The organism is Bradyrhizobium sp. USDA 3364 (assembly GCF_054056355.1).
This window is the reverse complement of the sequence record NZ_JBSRYG010000002.1, coordinates 3,309,245-3,323,675: the sequence shown is the minus strand read 5'-3', so window position 1 is coordinate 3,323,675 and position 14,431 is coordinate 3,309,245. Positions and strand designations below refer to the sequence as shown.

General features: G+C 66.1%; 14 protein-coding genes. 9 read left to right on the top strand and 5 right to left on the bottom strand.

The window, feature by feature from the left end:
* Window positions 1-4: 4 nt before the first annotated feature.
* Window positions 5-880, bottom strand: a complete 876-nt coding sequence (locus ACVILL_RS15560; protein WP_456729857.1) for a branched-chain amino acid ABC transporter permease — start codon at window positions 878-880, stop codon at window positions 5-7.
* Window positions 881-1,174: 294 nt separating this feature from the next.
* Between ACVILL_RS15560 and ACVILL_RS15555 the strand changes: the two genes are divergently transcribed.
* Together ACVILL_RS15555 and ACVILL_RS15550 are read left to right on the top strand one after the other, a co-directional pair.
* A complete protein-coding gene (locus ACVILL_RS15555) occupies window positions 1,175-1,927 on the top strand; it encodes an ABC transporter ATP-binding protein (RefSeq protein ID WP_456729856.1) in 753 nt (250 codons plus the stop codon).
* Entirely contained in the window at window positions 1,924-3,441 is a 1,518-nt protein-coding gene (locus ACVILL_RS15550) for a permease (RefSeq protein ID WP_456729855.1), read from the top strand. Before ACVILL_RS15555 ends, ACVILL_RS15550 begins: the two co-directional genes overlap by 4 nt.
* Here ACVILL_RS15550 and ACVILL_RS15545 read toward each other — a convergent pair.
* On the bottom strand, window positions 3,438-4,376 hold the full coding sequence (locus ACVILL_RS15545; RefSeq protein ID WP_456729854.1) for an alpha/beta fold hydrolase: 939 nt from the start codon (window positions 4,374-4,376) through the stop codon (window positions 3,438-3,440). The two genes, ACVILL_RS15550 and ACVILL_RS15545, sit on opposite strands and share 4 nt — an antisense overlap.
* A gap of 173 nt (window positions 4,377-4,549) precedes the next feature.
* Here ACVILL_RS15545 and ACVILL_RS15540 point away from each other — a divergent pair, with 173 nt between their 5' ends.
* Genes ACVILL_RS15540 through ACVILL_RS15530 form a run of 3 tightly spaced genes read left to right on the top strand, consistent with a single transcriptional unit; the run spans window position 4,550 to window position 7,404 of the window.
* Window positions 4,550-5,365 (top strand): MBL fold metallo-hydrolase, encoded by an 816-nt coding sequence (locus ACVILL_RS15540; protein ID WP_456729853.1) that lies wholly within the window; start codon window positions 4,550-4,552, stop codon window positions 5,363-5,365.
* 45 nt (window positions 5,366-5,410) lie between these two features.
* On the top strand, window positions 5,411-6,460 hold the full coding sequence (locus ACVILL_RS15535) for an amidohydrolase family protein (RefSeq protein WP_456729852.1): 1,050 nt from the start codon (window positions 5,411-5,413) through the stop codon (window positions 6,458-6,460).
* Window positions 6,461-6,471: 11 nt separating this feature from the next.
* Window positions 6,472-7,404 carry a GNAT family N-acetyltransferase gene (locus ACVILL_RS15530; RefSeq protein ID WP_456729851.1) on the top strand — a complete coding sequence of 311 codons (933 nt, stop codon included), beginning with the start codon at window positions 6,472-6,474 and terminating at the stop codon, window positions 7,402-7,404.
* A 7-nt stretch (window positions 7,405-7,411) separates the two neighbouring features.
* On the opposite strand, the gene ACVILL_RS15525 is transcribed toward ACVILL_RS15530, so the two are convergent.
* The 3 genes from ACVILL_RS15525 to ACVILL_RS15515 all read right to left on the bottom strand — a co-directional run bounded on the left by ACVILL_RS15525 (window position 7,412) and on the right by ACVILL_RS15515 (window position 10,598).
* Window positions 7,412-8,668, bottom strand: a complete 1,257-nt coding sequence (locus ACVILL_RS15525; protein WP_456729850.1) for an aminopeptidase — start codon at window positions 8,666-8,668, stop codon at window positions 7,412-7,414.
* A 118-nt stretch (window positions 8,669-8,786) separates the two neighbouring features.
* The gene (locus ACVILL_RS15520; RefSeq protein WP_456729849.1) at window positions 8,787-10,148 is read right to left on the bottom strand and encodes a class-II fumarase/aspartase family protein; all 1,362 of its coding nucleotides are present in this window, start codon (window positions 10,146-10,148) and stop codon (window positions 8,787-8,789) included.
* A 60-nt stretch (window positions 10,149-10,208) separates the two neighbouring features.
* Window positions 10,209-10,598: a carboxymuconolactone decarboxylase family protein gene (locus tag ACVILL_RS15515; RefSeq protein WP_456729848.1), complete on the bottom strand. Its 390-nt coding sequence runs from the start codon at window positions 10,596-10,598 to the stop codon at window positions 10,209-10,211.
* 137 nt (window positions 10,599-10,735) lie between these two features.
* Here ACVILL_RS15515 and ACVILL_RS15510 point away from each other — a divergent pair, with 137 nt between their 5' ends.
* The 4 genes from ACVILL_RS15510 to ACVILL_RS15495 are packed head-to-tail and all read left to right on the top strand — an operon-like array spanning window position 10,736 to window position 14,344.
* Complete coding sequence (locus tag ACVILL_RS15510; protein ID WP_456729847.1) at window positions 10,736-11,698, top strand: Bug family tripartite tricarboxylate transporter substrate binding protein; 963 nt, start codon at window positions 10,736-10,738, stop codon at window positions 11,696-11,698.
* 19 nt (window positions 11,699-11,717) lie between these two features.
* Window positions 11,718-12,605, top strand: coding sequence for an NAD(P)-dependent oxidoreductase (locus tag ACVILL_RS15505; RefSeq protein ID WP_456729846.1), 888 nt, complete (start codon window positions 11,718-11,720; stop codon window positions 12,603-12,605).
* On the top strand, window positions 12,602-13,582 hold the full coding sequence (locus tag ACVILL_RS15500) for a Gfo/Idh/MocA family protein (RefSeq protein WP_456729845.1): 981 nt from the start codon (window positions 12,602-12,604) through the stop codon (window positions 13,580-13,582). The genes ACVILL_RS15505 and ACVILL_RS15500 overlap by 4 nt, the downstream gene beginning before the upstream one ends.
* Window positions 13,583-13,588: 6 nt before the next feature.
* Entirely contained in the window at window positions 13,589-14,344 is a 756-nt protein-coding gene (locus ACVILL_RS15495; RefSeq protein WP_456729844.1) for a GntR family transcriptional regulator, read from the top strand.
* Window positions 14,345-14,431: the final 87 nt, after the last annotated feature.

Here is a 14,431-nt window from a genome sequence, read left to right as displayed (position 1 = left end):
CTCCTCAGACCTTTTTCCGGACGTGAAGGCCGAACAGGCCCTCGGGCTTGAGCAGCAGGACCGCGAGCAGCACGAGATAGGGCGCGACGTCCTTCCATCCCTGCGGCAGGTAGAAGCCGGCCATGCTCTCGATCACGCCGATCAGGACGCCGCCGACCACCGCGCCCGGGATCGAGCCGAAGCCGCCGAGCACGGCGGCCGGAAACGCCTTCAGCCCGAGCACCAGGCCGACATTGGAATGGATGAAGGTGATCGGCGCCAGCAGCACGCCGGCACAGGTCGCCACCGCCGCCGAGATCGCCCAGACGATCGAGACCACGCGCTTGACCGGGATGCCCATGTAATAGGCAGCCAGCATGTTCTCGGAGCTGGCGCGCATCGCGGTGCCGAGCGTGGTGCGGTTGAAGAACAGGTAGAGCAGCGCGCACAGGATGATGGTCGCCGCGATCACCGACAATTTGTCATAGGCTAGCACCAGGCTGCCGATCCGCAGCACGCCCTGGCTGAACGGCGTCTCGATCTTGAAGTCGTCGGTGCCCCAGATCATGCCGGCGATCGAGCGCAGGAAATAGCCGAGCCCGATCGTCGCCATGATGATGGAGAACTGCGGATAGCCGAGGATCGGCCGCACCACGAGCCGCTCGGCCAGCATGCCGAACAGTGCCATGCAGATCACCGCGCCGGCGAAGCCGATCCAGTAATTCAGTCCGAGCATGCCGATGAAGGTGAAGGCGAAAAAGCCGCCCAGCATCATCAGATCGCCTTGCGCGAAATTGACGACCTCGGTTGCCTTGTAGACCAGCACGAAGCCAAGCGCGATCAGGCCGTAAACGCAGCCGAGCGCAATGCCGCTGACGAGCTGCTGAACAAAGTCCAGCATCGTTCCCTCCCCGATGCCCGGCGATTCTTATCCGATCGCTCGTCGCATCCCGCCTTCACGCCCTTGTGTCCGAAGCGCTGAAGGCCGCCTATGTCCAGCCCCGATTGAGCCAAAAGGCCCGATCCCTGTCAACAAACCCCTGATCCGGCTATATCATCACATTTGCGGAGATTTGCCGCAGCACGGACTAATACGGATATCGCTTCCGATTTGTCCCGTGCGATTCACTGCACCGAAACGGTTTTTATCCAAGCTACGCAACCGACGAGCGAAATTCCGGATCGCCCACACACCATGACATCGCAACTGTCCGCACTCGCCGTGCGAGGGTTAACCAAGCGTTTTGACCGCCCGGCGGTCGACGCGCTCGATCTCACCATCCGTGTCGGCGAGTTCTATGCGCTGCTCGGACCGAACGGCGCGGGCAAGACGACGACGCTGCGCATGGTGGCAGGGCTGCTGCGGCCCGATGCCGGCTCGGTATCGGTCCTCGGTATCGATGCGCTGGCCGATCCGGTCTCAGCCAAGCAGATCATGGCCTGGGTGTCCGACGAGCCGATGATCTATGACAAGCTGACGCCGCTGGAATATCTCGAGTTCGTCGCCGGCCTGTGGGGCATCGATCCCCGCACCTCGGAGAAGTCGGCGCGCAATCTCCTGATCTCGCTCGGGCTCGAGCCGCATCTCAACGAGCGCTGCGAGGGTTTCTCCAAGGGCATGCGCCAGAAGGTGGCGCTGGCCGGCGCGCTGGTGCACGAGCCGCGCCTGATCATTCTCGATGAACCGCTGACCGGCCTCGACGCGCTGTCGGCGCGTCACGTCAAGGGGTTGCTGCAGGAGCGCGTCCGCACTGGCTGCACAGTGATCATGACGACGCATATTCTGGAAGTCGCCGAGCGCATGGCCGACCGCATCGGCGTGATCGCGGCCGGCAGGCTGATCGCCGAGGGCACGCTGGCCGAGCTGCGCGCGCAGAACGGCCGCAACGACACCACGCTCGAGGACATGTTCATCGCGCTGGTCGATACCGAAGCGGCGGCCGCGTGAGCTCGGTCGTCCATCTCGGCTGGTTTGCCCGCCACGAATTCCGCCTAGCCTGGCGCGAATGGCTGGCGATGATGACCGGCGGCCGGCGTCGGCGCAATCGCGCCGTGATCGGGCTCGTGATCTTCGCGGCGATCCTGCATCTGCCGGCCTACGCCGTGGTCCATCGCTATGCCGACCTGCGGTTTCCGCTCGATCCGTCCTCGCTGATCGTGCTGACGGCGACGATCTTCCTGGCCTGGGCGCTGATGCTGTCGCAGGCGATCGAGTCGGTGACCCGCGTGTTCTATGCCCGCGCCGATCTCGATCTCATCATGTCGTCGCCGGCGAAGCTCACCAACATCTTCTCGATCCGGATCGCCGCGATCGCGCTCACGGTGAGCAGCATGGCGCTGCTGCTGTCGACGCCGTTCATCGACGTGCTGGTGTATCTCGGCGGGGCGCGCTGGCTCGCCGGCCTCGGCGTCGTGCTTGCGATCGGGGTGTCGGCGGCGGCCACGGCGATCGCCGTCACCGCGTTCCTGTTTCGCCTGATCGGGCCGGGCCGGACCCGGCTGGTGGCGCAGATCGTCTCCGCCGTGATCGGCGCGGGCTTCGTCATCGCACTGCAGGTCGTCGCCGTGCTGTCCTACGGCACGCTGTCGCGCTTTGACTTTCTGACCTCGGATACCGCGGCACGCATTGCGCCGGCCCCCGACAGCCTGCTGTGGTGGCCGGCGCGCGCATCGCTCGGCGACGTCGATATCATGCTGCTGCTGCTGGCCGCAACGCTCGTGTTGCTCGGCGTCGTGATGACGGTGTTCGCACCGCGATTTGCCGACACGGTCGCAAGCGTCGCCGCCAATCCGGCCGCGGTCACGCAGGGGCGCGCCCGCGCGTTCCGCCCCGGCTCGCGGCAGCAGGCGCTGCGCCGCAAGGAGTTTTTGTTGCTGCGCCGCGATCCGTGGCTACTGTCGCAGAGCCTGATGCAGATGCTCTATCTGCTGCCGCCGGCGCTGATGTTGTGGCGCAGCTTCTCCGGCACGTCGACCGCGATCGTGCTGATCACGCCGGTCGTGGTGATGGCCGCAGGCCAGCTCGCCGGCGGCCTTGCCTGGCTGACCATCTCGGGCGAGGACGCGCCCGATCTGGTGGCGACCGCACCACTGCCGCCGTCACGCGTGACGCGCGCCAAGATCGAGGTCGTCCTGATCGCCATCGCCGCCATCTTCGCGCCGCTGGTGGCGGCACTTGCGTTTGCCTCGCCGCAGCAGGCCGCGGTGACGGCGATCGCGATCATGATCGCGACCGCATCGGCCGCCGCCGTCCAGCTCTGGTTCCGCGCGCAGGCCAAGCGCAGTCAGTTCCGCCGGCGCCAGACCTCCTCCCGGATCGCCACCTTCGCGGAAGCGTTCTGCTCGATCGGCTGGGCCGCAACCGCGGCGCTGGCCCTGACGATCCCGGTTGCCGCGGTGGTCAGCGGCATACTGACGCTGCTGACGCTCGCCATCGCCTGGAAGATCAGCCCGCGGCACTAGGTCGTCATCACCTCCAGCACCGCCGCGGCAAACGTCTCCGGCGCTTCCTGCGGCAGATTGTGGCCGGCGCGCGGGATCACGCGATAGGCGCGGCGGGCCGTGTACTTGGCTGCGCTGGCACTGCCGTCGGCGGCAGCTGTCACCCCGTCATCGGCGCCGTCGAGCGTGATGGTAGGGACCGTAATCACAGGCAGCGTGTCCAGCCGCCGCTGCAAATCCGCATATTGCAGGTCCCCTTCGACAACGCCGTAGCGATGCCGGTAGCTGTGAATCACCACGTCGACATAATCGGGATTGTCGAATGCGACGGCGGTCCGCTCGAAGCAGGCATCGTCGAATGCCCAGCTTGGCGACCATTGCGACCACAGGATCCGCGCGATGCCGCTCCGGTTGGCGGCGAGCCCCGCCCGGCCGCGTTCAAGCTGGAAGTAGTACTGGTACCACAGCGGCACCTCGCGCTCCGGCCGCGCCGGCACCATGGCATGCGCGATGTCCTGGATCATGTAGCCGTTGGTGCAGACCAGTCCGATGCATCGTTCCGGCCAAAGCGCCGCACCGATCGAGGCGGCGCGGCCGCCCCAGTCATAGCCGGCGAATACCGCGCGCCTGATGCCGAGCGCATCCATCAGCGCCATCATGTCGGCGCCGACCGCCGCCTGCTCGCCCGAACGCGGCGTCGCCTTGTCGCGGAACGTGGTCGGTCCGTAGCCGCGCAGATAGGGCACGATGACCCGGCAGCCCTGCGCCGCCAAGGCAGGCGCGACGTCGACATAGGAGTGGATGTCGTAGGGGAAGCCGTGCATCAGCAGCACCGCCGGACCGTCGGCCGGGCCGGCTTCGTAATAGGCGATGTTGAGCACGCCTGCGTCGACATGGCGCAAGGGCTCGAGCCGCTTGGTCGATGACGCGCGTGGCGAAGCGACAGTGTCGGTCACGCATAGCTCCCTGATTTCTGCTACCTGCACGGCATGGTAGCGCGTCCCGGCGCAATAATCGCCTGGATCGCGTTGCAGTCAGCGCCATGGAGCGATGCGCGGCCTCATCATGACGACCCGCCGAATGCGCGATAGTCTTGCGACCGCGGATATCGCCGGAGACCGAACAGTTGATGCCGAGATTGCTCGCCGCGCTCGTCTTGCTGGGAACGCTGACCAGTCACGCCTTCGCGCAGGATGCCCAGCGCAGCGAATGCCTGGCGATGGCCGATGCGCCGCCGCGTACCACGCCGGCGAGCTACCGGCGCGTTGCGGCCAAAGCGGACGAGGTCGCGATCACCTATGCCGGCCATTCGACCTATTACATCGACACGCCCGGCGGCGTCCGAATCGCGACCGACTACAACGGCGTCTATCGAACCGGGCGGCTGCCCGATGTCGTCACCATGAACCGGGCGCATGAGACGCACTACACGCTGTTCCCCGACCCGAAAATTCCCCATGTGCTGCACGGCTGGGGCGAGAACGGCCAGGCCGCGCATTACGCGGAGCGCATCGGCGACGTCTATATCCGAAACGTCACGTCGGACATCCGGCGCTATTGGGGCGAAGGCTCCGGCGGCGAGATGATCAAGGACGGCAACTCGATCTTCATCTTCGAGGTCGCCGGCCTCTGCATCGGCCATCTCGGCCACCTCCACGTCAAGCTCGACGACAGTCAGTTCGCCGCGATCGGCCGACTCGACATCGTGATGGTGCCGATCGACGGCACTTATACGATGTCGCTCGACGGCATCTCCGAGATCACCAAACGCCTGCGCGCTTCGGTCGTGCTGCCGATGCATCGCTTCGCGACCCCGCTCGACGAGTTCATGCGCCTGATCGGCCAGCAATTCGAGATCGACCGGCGCGGCGGCGAGCGAACTTTAAGGATTTCGCGCGACACCCTGCCGTCGACGCCGATGGTGATCATCCTCGACGGGGTATGACGTCTCTGTTCAACAAGAAGCAAAACCAAACGGGAGTGAAAATCCATGGCCAGCACCCTGCCCGCCTCTGCCAGCGGGCTCTATGCCAATCCGCGCGAAGACTGGCTTGCCCAATACACCGAAGAGATCATCGATCCGGCCCGCCCGATCGTCGATCCGCATCATCATCTCTGGGATCGTGGCGGCTTGCGCTACCTGATCGAGGAGATGCGCGACGACATCGCCTCCGGCCACAACATTGTGGCGACCGTCTATGTCGACTGCCGGTCGATGTATCGCGCCGACGGGCCGGAGGCGTTCCGCCCGGTCGGCGAGGTCGAGTTCGCCAACGGCGTCGCCGCGATGGCGGCGAGCGGCGGCTACGGCAAGACGGCGATCTGCGCCGGCATCGTCAGCCACGTTAACCTTCTGATCGGCGATCAGGCCAAGGCGGTGCTGGAGGCGGAGATTGCGGCCGGCAACGGCCGGTTCCGCGGCATCCGCCACTCCTCAGCCTGGGACGAGGACCCCAACGTCGCCCACATGTATGCGAACCGACCGAAGGGCATCCTGCTCGATTCCAACTTTCGTAGGGGGTTCGCGTGCCTGGCGCCGCTCGGCCTCAGCTTCGACGCCTGGTTGTTCCACCCGCAGATCGGTGAGCTCACCGACCTCGCCCGCGCGTTTCCCGACACCAGGATCGTGCTCGACCATTGCGGCGGCCCGGTCGGCACCGGCCGCTTCGCCGGCAAGCGCGAAGAGACCTTTCCGGTCTGGAAGGCCTCGATCCAGGAGATCGCCAAATGCCCGAACGTCGTGGTCAAGCTCGGCGGGCTCGCGATGTGCCTGCTCGGTTACGACTTCCACCTCCGCCCCAGGCCACCGTCGTCGGAGGAACTCGCCGCCGCCTGGCGACCCTATGTGGAGACCTGCATCGAGGCGTTCGGCCCGAGCCGTTGCATGTTCGAGAGCAACTTCCCACCTGATAAGGGGCAATGCAGTTATCAGGTCATCTTCAACACCTTTAAACGGCTTGCATCACAATATAGCGAAGCCGAAAAGACGGCGTTGTTCTTGAAGACGGCAAAGGATGTCTATCGGCTCGATATCGGGTAAACTTCCGACTCATGGATGACGGCATCACCATCCGGCCGCTTCGAGAGGCTGATGCGGAAGCGGTGGTCGAACTTTACGCAAAGGCAGCTGCGGTGGAACCGCGGCTAGGCCCTGTCACGCTGCCGCAATGGGACCAGTTCCTGAAGCTGCCGCAGAACCGCGGCGGGCGCGACTTTCGCATTGCCGAGCGGAATGGCGTGCTCGTCGGCCTCGCCGAATCCTCGCTGCGCGACCAGGGCGCGCATTATTCCCGGTTTCTCAAGATCGTGGTGGCGCCCGAGCTGCGGCGCCGCCGGATCGCTCTCGCGCTGTTCGACGACGTGCTTGCGATCGACGCCGATCCCGGTCTCACCGTGCAGACGCTGGTGAGCAGCGACTGGCCGGCGGGAATGGCCTTCGTCGCCGCCTTCGGCTTTGTTCACAATGAGTCCGAGATCGGGATGAAGTGCGTCGAGCCGTTGCAGCCGGCGCGAACGCTCGCGGCCGCGCGCGCCACCATCGAGCAGGTCAGCGACGTCACCGCCTGCGCGGGCGAGGTCGCGCGCATCCACAACGCCGCCTATGCCTCGGACGACGCGTTCCGCCTGTATTCACCGGAGGAGATGGCGCAGGTCCTGACCGAGACCGAAGTCTGGATCGCGTCGGAAGATGGGCAGATGTCGGGCTTCTGCCTCACCGAGCCGGAGCGGAACTCGATGTGGATCGAGTCGGTCGCGGTCGACCCGGCGCGGCAGGGACGCGGGCTCGGCCAGCTCCTGGTCTATCGCGTGCTGAGCGCGCACGACGTGTCGGTCGAGCATCCCTGCTGGCTCAACGTCTCGAGCCGGAACGCCCCCGCACTGAAGATCTATCGCCGCCTCGGCTTCAAGCCGCAGCACGAGACCTGCCGCTTCAGCGCCACGCGAGGCGAACTGATCGCCTCACGCGCACGGCGCTTTGGTTAGCGAGTCGTTACGCCCACTCGCCCTTGCGGAACACCGGCACGCTGCGGCCGTCCGCGTGGATGCCGTCGATGTCGGTGTGGGCGGAGCCGATCATCCAGTCGATGTGAATGAGGCTCTTGTTGCCGCCCTGCTCGGCGATCTGCTGCGGCGTCAGCTTGTCGCCGTTGACGAAGCATTTCGAGTAGCACTGGCCGAGCGCGATGTGCGAGGCGGCGTTCTCGTCGAACAGCGTGTTGAAGAACAGCAAGCCGCTCTTCGAGATCGGCGAGGAGTGCGGCACCAGCGCGACCTCGCCGAGGCGGCGCGCGCCCTCGTCGGTGTCGAGCACCTTCTTCAGCACTTCCTCGCCGCGCGAGGCCTTGGCCTCGACGATACGGCCTTCCTCGAACTTGACCGAGATATTGTCGATCAGCGTGCCCTGGTAGGACAGCGGCTTGGAGCTGACGACGTGGCCGCTGACCCGGCGGCAGTGCGGCGTGGTGAACACTTCCTCGGTCGGGATGTTGGCATTGCAGACGATGCCGTTCTTGGCGGTCGACGCGCCGCCCTCCCATTCATGACCGTCGGCAAGGCCAATCGTGAGGTCCATGCCGGGACCGGAATATTTCAGCGCGTGGAAGCGCTGGCCGTTCAACCATTCGGTGCGCTCGCGCAGCCTCGCATTGTGCTTTTCCCAGTTGGCGACGGCGCCGTCCTGATCGACCCGGGACGCGGAGAAGATCGCATCCGCAAGCTTGGCCACCGCGACGTCTTCGGCATCGTCGGGGAATACCTGCTTCGCCCACGACGTGCTCGGATAGGCGATGATGTTCCAGTTGGTGTCGAAGTTGACGATCTTCTCCAGCGCCGGCTGGTAGGCGATCGAATTGGCCTTGCTGGCGCGCGCCACCTTGGCCGGGTCTTCGCCCGACAGCAGCATCGGATTGTCGCCGACGATCGCGAGCCGCGCGGTGTTGGCGCCGAACGCCTTCGCCATTCCCTCGTAGAGCCAGCCCGCAGCGCGGTCGAAGCTCGCGTCGTTGCCGTAACGGTAGCGCGCCAGCGTGAGCTCCTCGTCCGAGAAGAACGGGGTCACGAGACCCGCGCCCGCCTTGTAGGCGTGCTCGACGACCCGCCGCACCAGCGGCATCGCGGCGGCAGGCGCCGTCAGCAAGAGATCTTGTCCTGGCTGCAGCTGCAGCCCGACCTTGATCGCGACTTCGGCGAGCCGGTCAAGCTTCACGGGATCGATCGAAGCGGAAAGGTTGCGTTGATGTGCGGTCATGAAGCGTCCGGCCGTGTCGTTTGAGGGCTTTGAGGATTCGTAGTCCAATTCGAGCCGCATTCGCAAGGTTCCTGCCCGTCGCGCCCGATCACGCGACGGCGAGCAATTGCCGCGAATTTTACCGCTTCTCCGAGGCGAGCACCCGGTCGACCATCTCGGGCGCGAGGCCGAGGTAATTTTTTGGCGAGGTAAGTCGGTCGATCGTCGCCCGGTCGATCCGGCTCGCGACGCGCTGATCCGCCGCCAGCGCCTCGGCCAGGGTCAGGCCCCTGTCGTTGGCGACGCGGCAGGCGTCGTAGACCACGTCATGTGCCTCCTGCCGGCCGATCGCAGGCGCGAGCCCCATCATCACGGCCTCGGCCACAATGAGCCCGCGGCTGATGTCGAGATTGTCGGCCATCCGCTTCTCATCGACGATCAGGCCGCCCAGCGCGAACCTGGCCTGGTGCAACGCGCCCGCGGTCAGCACGAAGCTTTCCGGGATCGCCATCCATTCGGCGTGCCACGGACCGGTGGCGCGTTCGAAATCCTGCACCATCGCATCCAGCATCAGGCCGGCATGCTGGCGCACCGCCTTGGCGGCGGCGAGCATCAGCTCCGACGAGATCGGGTTGCGCTTCTGCGGCATGGTCGAGGAGGCGCCGCGCCCCTTCACGAACGGCTCGTAGACCTCGGCGAACTCGGTCGACGCCATGATCATGATGTCGAGCGCGATCTTGCCGAGCGTTCCCGTGACCAGCGCGAGGAAATTCACCGCTTCAGCGAACCCATCGCGCGCGACGTGCCAGGTCGAGACGGGCACGCCGAGGCCAAGCTCCTCGCACAGCGCTTGCTGGACCTCGAACCCCTTGTCAGCCAATGAGGCCAGCGTGCCGGCGGCGCCGGCGAATTGGCCGACCAGCACGCGCGGCTTCAGCTCCGCCAACCGTGCGGCGTGGCGATCGAAGGCGGCAAGCCAGATCGCCGTCTTGTAGCCGAAGGTCACCGGCAGCGCCTGCTGCAGATGGGTGCGGCCGGCCATCGGCGTGTCGCGGTATTTCTTCGAGAGATCGGCCAGGATGCTGCGCAGCGCCGCGATGTCGTCTTCAACGATCTTGAGACCGTCGCGCAGTTGCAGCACCACGGCGGTGTCCATGATGTCCTGCGTGGTCGCTCCCCAGTGCACATAGCGGCCGGCCTCGCCGCATTGCTTCGCCATCTGATGCACCAGCGGCAGGATCGGGTAGCCGACCACATCGGTCTCCTGCCGCAGCAGGTCGAAATCGAACGCGGCAACATCGGTGCGCTTTGCGATCTCCTTGGCAGCTTCCACCGGGATCACGCCGCAGCGCGCCTCGGCCTTCGCCAGCGCGACTTCGACCTCGGCATAGCGCGCAATCGCCCGCAGGTCGGAAAACACCTCGCGCATCTCGCGCGTGCCGAAGGCATCGCGAAACAGCACGGAATCGAGCACGGTCGTCGAGGTCGGAAAGGCGGACATGGATGGATCCTGTTGCCGGTCGCAGTCGGCAACGTCCCTATCACGCCACAGGCCGCTGCCCTACCCCTCCGGCGGCACCTCGCCGAACACCTCGGCCGCGATCTTGCTGGTCTCGATCGCAGCCGGAATGCCGCAATACATCGCCACCAGCAGCAGCACGTCCTGCACCTGCGCGGCGGTGCAGCCATTGGCCAGCGCGCCCTTGGCATGAACGCGGAACTCGGCGGGCTTGCTGCTCGCCGCGGTGATGCCGAGCATCACCAGGCTGCGGATCTGGTCGGACAGCCCGTTGCGCTCCCAGACGTCGCCATAGACGTAGGCATTGATGATGTTTTGCAGCGGCGTACCAAAATCGCCCGCGGCCGCCATCCGCTTGGCGACATCGACCTCGCCGAACATCTTCTGGCGCCGGCGCAGCCCGCGCGCATGGAGATCGCTGATGTCCACCATCGTCGTCTGGCTCCCCCTGTATGGGCTATTTATACGGATAATTATGGCGGGCCTCAATATTCTGAAGGGCCTCTCGCTTGCATTTCTGACGTATTTGTCCGTATAAATTTGCAAAAGCAGACATGGAGGGGACCGGGATGAAGTTACGGCTGGGGCTGCTCGTCGTCCTGTTCCTTTTTGCGCTTTCGGCCTTCCCGGTGCGCGCGGCGGACGATTTCCCGCAACGGCCGCTCAGGATCATCGTGCCGTTCCCGGCCGGCGCCGGCCCCGACAATGTCGCGCGCATGGTCGGCCAGCATCTGCAGGATGCGTTCGGCCGGACCGTGCTGATCGAGAATCGCGCCGGCGCGCTCGGCAGCATCGGAGCGCAGGAAGTCGCTCGCAGCGCGCCCGACGGCTACACGCTGTTGATGGGCACCAACACCACCCATGCCAGCAACGTCGCAACGTTGAAGAGCCTGGCCTACGACCCCGTGAAGGATTTCGCGCCCGTCATCCGCACCACCACGACGGCGATGGTGCTGTTGGTCAATCCGAAGCTTGCGGCCAGGGACCTGCCGCAGTTCCTCAGCTACGCCAAGGCGAACCCCAATCTGACCGCGGGCTACGGCTCCGGCGCATCGCAGATCTCGATCGCGCAATTGCAGTCGCGCGGCGGCCTGTCGCTGATCGCGGCCTCCTACCGTGGCGTGCCGCAGGCGATGACCGACGTGATGGCGGGGGTGATCGACCTGACCTTCGGCGATTTCTCGGTCGCGATCCCGCAGATGCAGGGCGGCACCTTGCGCGGCATCGCCGTGACGTCGGCGGCGCGCAACGAGCTGACGCCCGGCTTGCCCGCGCTCTCCGAAGCAATGCCCGGCTTCGAGGCCACGATCTGGTACGGGCTGTTCGCGCCGGCCGGCACGCCGGAACCGGTGGTCAACAAGATCTACGCCGAATGCGCCAAGTACCTCGCGATGCCGGAGACCAGGAAGAAGCTCGCCGATGTCGGCGTGATCGTGGCGCCGCTCGCGCCCGCCGAGTTCGGTGCCTTCGTCAAGAGCGAGGTCGTGCGCTGGTCGGCGGAGGTGAAGGCCGCCGGCATCCAGCCGCAATAGCGCGAAGCGGCGCCGCGTCATGGCTCGCGAGACACCTGTCGGCATGATCGGCCTGGGGCTGATGGGTTCAGCGCTTTCGGCGCGGCTGATCGATGCCGGCATCGGGGTGATCGGCTTCGACATCGATGCAGCGAAGACGGACGGGTTGAGGGCCAGCGGCGCCGAGTTCGCGGCTTTCGCCGCCGACGTCGCGGCGCGGTGCCGGACCATCGTCATCGCGGTCTATGACGCAACCCAGGTCAAGCGATTGCTGCCGGACCTCGCCAACGCAGCGCAGCCGCCGCTCGTGATCTGCACCACCACCTGCGCGCCCGACGAGATCACCGTGATCGCCGAATTCGCGGCGCGCTCGCATCTGGCCTTCATCGAGGCGCCGATCTCGGGCACCAGCACCGAGGTCCGCGCCGGAACGGCCACCGCGCTGGTCGCGGGCGAAGGCGACATCATCGCAGCCGCCGCGGCGACGCTCGACATCCTCTGCCCACAGCGGATCAACGTCGGGACGATCGGCAATGCGAGCCGCACCAAGCTCGCCATCAACCTGATCCTGCAGAACAATCGCGCCGCGTTGGCCGAGGGCATCGCCTTTGCCGAGTCTCTCGGCCTCGACGGCGCGGCCTTCCTTGCGAGCGCGCGGCAATCGGCGGCATATTCCAGGGTGATGGACAGCAAGGGACCGAAGATGCTGGCGCGGGATTTCTCGCCGCAATCGCATATCGCGCAGACCCTGAAGGACGCCGAATTGATCCTGCAGGAGGCCGGCCGGCACGGCCTGCGCCTGCCGCTGACCTCTGCACAGGCCGAGCTGCTGCGCGCGGCGATCGCGCTTCTCGGCCCTGACGGCGACAGCGCCGCTGTGATCGAGGCGATCCGTGCCGGACGCGATCAGGACAGGGAACACTCATGATCAATTGTGCGATCGCAGGCCTCGGCCGGTGGGGCCGCGCGCTGGTCGAGGCCGCGCGCAACGAGCCTCGGCTCAGGCTGACAAGCGCGGTGGAACCCGACCTCGCCGGCGCCGCGAGCTTTTGCACCGCGCATGGTCTCTCCGTCGCGGCGAACCTGGACGATGTACTTGCCGACCCGGCCATCGATGCCGTGCTGCTGGCGACGCCGCATTCGCTGCACAAGGGCCAGGTGATCGCGGTCGCCAGAGCCGGCAAGCAGGTGTTTTGCGAGAAGCCGCTGGCGCTTCGGCGCGACGATGCGGCGGAGATGTTCGCAGCGTGCCGCACGACCGGCGTGACGCTCGCGGTCGGGCATAACCGCCGGTTCTGGCCCTCGATGCAGGCGCTGCGGGCGATTGTCGCCAGTGGTGAGCTCGGCACGATCCTTCATGTCGAGGGCCACAACAGCAACGAGAACTCGCAGGCCATCACCCAGGGCTGGCGGCTGTCGCCCAAGGAGTCGCCGGGCGGTGGACTGACCGGCGCGGGCCTGCATGTGCTCGACGGTTTCGTCAGCCTGCTCGGCCCGCCCCGCCAGGTCTATGCCCGGTTGAGTGAACGCGAGGCTGGGCCACCGCCGCTCGACACTGCAACTTTAGCGATTGAATTTGTGAATGGCGTGAGTGCAACCCTTGCGACAATCCGCGCAACACCGTTCTATTGGCGCGTGCATGTGTTCGGAACGAAGGGATCTGCCGAGGTGCTCGACGAACTGACATTGGTGCTACGGACATCCGGCGAGGCGCCTGCGACGCGACGCTTCCCGGCGGTCGACACGCTCACCGCGGAACTTGCTGCCTTTGCCGACGCGGTCGAAGGCAAGCAGCCATTCCCGGTGCACGAAGCAGAGGTGCTCGCTACGCTCGCCGCGTTCGAGGCCGCGCTGCAATCGATGCAGTCTGGACATCCGGTCGCCTGCCATACGGCATACCAGTGATCTGCCATGTCTGAACAACCGGACAGAGCGCGATCGTCCCGCTACCGCGACATCGCCACCGGGCTGCAGAAGGACATCCGTCTCGGCACCTACGCGGTCGGCAATCTGCTGCCGACCGAAACCGAGCTGATGGCGAGCTACCAGGCGAGCCGCCAGACCGTGCGCGAGGCGTTGCGCATCCTGATCGACCAGGGCCTGATCGTCCGCCGTGCCGGCCTCGGTTCGGTGGTGATCGCCTCCGAGCCGCCTGTGCTGTTCACCCACAGCGTCAAATCGCTTGGCGAATGGCTACGCTATTCCAACGAGACCTATCGCGACGTCGTGAACAGCAGCGACATCGTCGCCGACCGCAAGCTGGCCGGCCTCCTGAAATGCGAGCCCGGCAGGAGCTGGTTCCTGATCGAGGCGGTGCGCCGCTCCGACCAGTTCGCCGCCCCGCTCGGCTGGACCGAGATCTACGTGCTGCGCCGGTTCGCCGATGTGGTGACCCGCAGCGACCACGGCCGCACCCCGGTGCACGAGCAGATCGCCAAGATGTATGGCCAGGTCACCGAACGCGCGCAGATGGAAATCTTCGTGCGGGGCATGCCGGCGCCGATCGCCAAGGCGCTCGGCGTCAAGACGGGGTCGCCGGCGCTCACCGTGGTACGCCGCTACTACGGCCTGCGCGAGGAACTGTTCGAGGTCACCATCACCACGCACCCCGAGGGGCGCTACACCTACACGATGGACATGCAGCGCTCGCTGCGGCCGAAGCTCTAGCCGGGGCTCCCGCGACTTTAGCGCACCCGCGCCAGATGGGTGGGGGCGGAGGTATGTGCCATCTGCGGAGTGCCACTCACACCCCAG

What these genes read in the sequence shown, in the direction of transcription:
- ACVILL_RS15510 (WP_456729847.1), top strand. Translation starts at nt 10,736, where the DNA reads ATGAAGTTACGGCTGGGGCTGCTCGTCGTCCTGTTCCTTTTTGCGCTT.
- ACVILL_RS15500 (WP_456729845.1), top strand. Translation starts at nt 12,602, where the DNA reads ATGATCAATTGTGCGATCGCAGGCCTCGGCCGGTGGGGCCGCGCGCTG.
- ACVILL_RS15505 (WP_456729846.1), top strand. Translation starts at nt 11,718, where the DNA reads ATGGCTCGCGAGACACCTGTCGGCATGATCGGCCTGGGGCTGATGGGT.
- ACVILL_RS15530 (WP_456729851.1), top strand. Translation starts at nt 6,472, where the DNA reads ATGGATGACGGCATCACCATCCGGCCGCTTCGAGAGGCTGATGCGGAA.
- ACVILL_RS15535 (WP_456729852.1), top strand. Translation starts at nt 5,411, where the DNA reads ATGGCCAGCACCCTGCCCGCCTCTGCCAGCGGGCTCTATGCCAATCCG.
- ACVILL_RS15515 (WP_456729848.1), bottom strand. Translation starts at nt 10,598, where the DNA reads ATGGTGGACATCAGCGATCTCCATGCGCGCGGGCTGCGCCGGCGCCAG.
- ACVILL_RS15525 (WP_456729850.1), bottom strand. Translation starts at nt 8,668, where the DNA reads ATGACCGCACATCAACGCAACCTTTCCGCTTCGATCGATCCCGTGAAG.
- ACVILL_RS15495 (WP_456729844.1), top strand. Translation starts at nt 13,589, where the DNA reads ATGTCTGAACAACCGGACAGAGCGCGATCGTCCCGCTACCGCGACATC.
- ACVILL_RS15540 (WP_456729853.1), top strand. Translation starts at nt 4,550, where the DNA reads ATGCCGAGATTGCTCGCCGCGCTCGTCTTGCTGGGAACGCTGACCAGT.
- ACVILL_RS15520 (WP_456729849.1), bottom strand. Translation starts at nt 10,148, where the DNA reads ATGTCCGCCTTTCCGACCTCGACGACCGTGCTCGATTCCGTGCTGTTT.
- ACVILL_RS15555 (WP_456729856.1), top strand. Translation starts at nt 1,175, where the DNA reads ATGACATCGCAACTGTCCGCACTCGCCGTGCGAGGGTTAACCAAGCGT.
- ACVILL_RS15560 (WP_456729857.1), bottom strand. Translation starts at nt 880, where the DNA reads ATGCTGGACTTTGTTCAGCAGCTCGTCAGCGGCATTGCGCTCGGCTGC.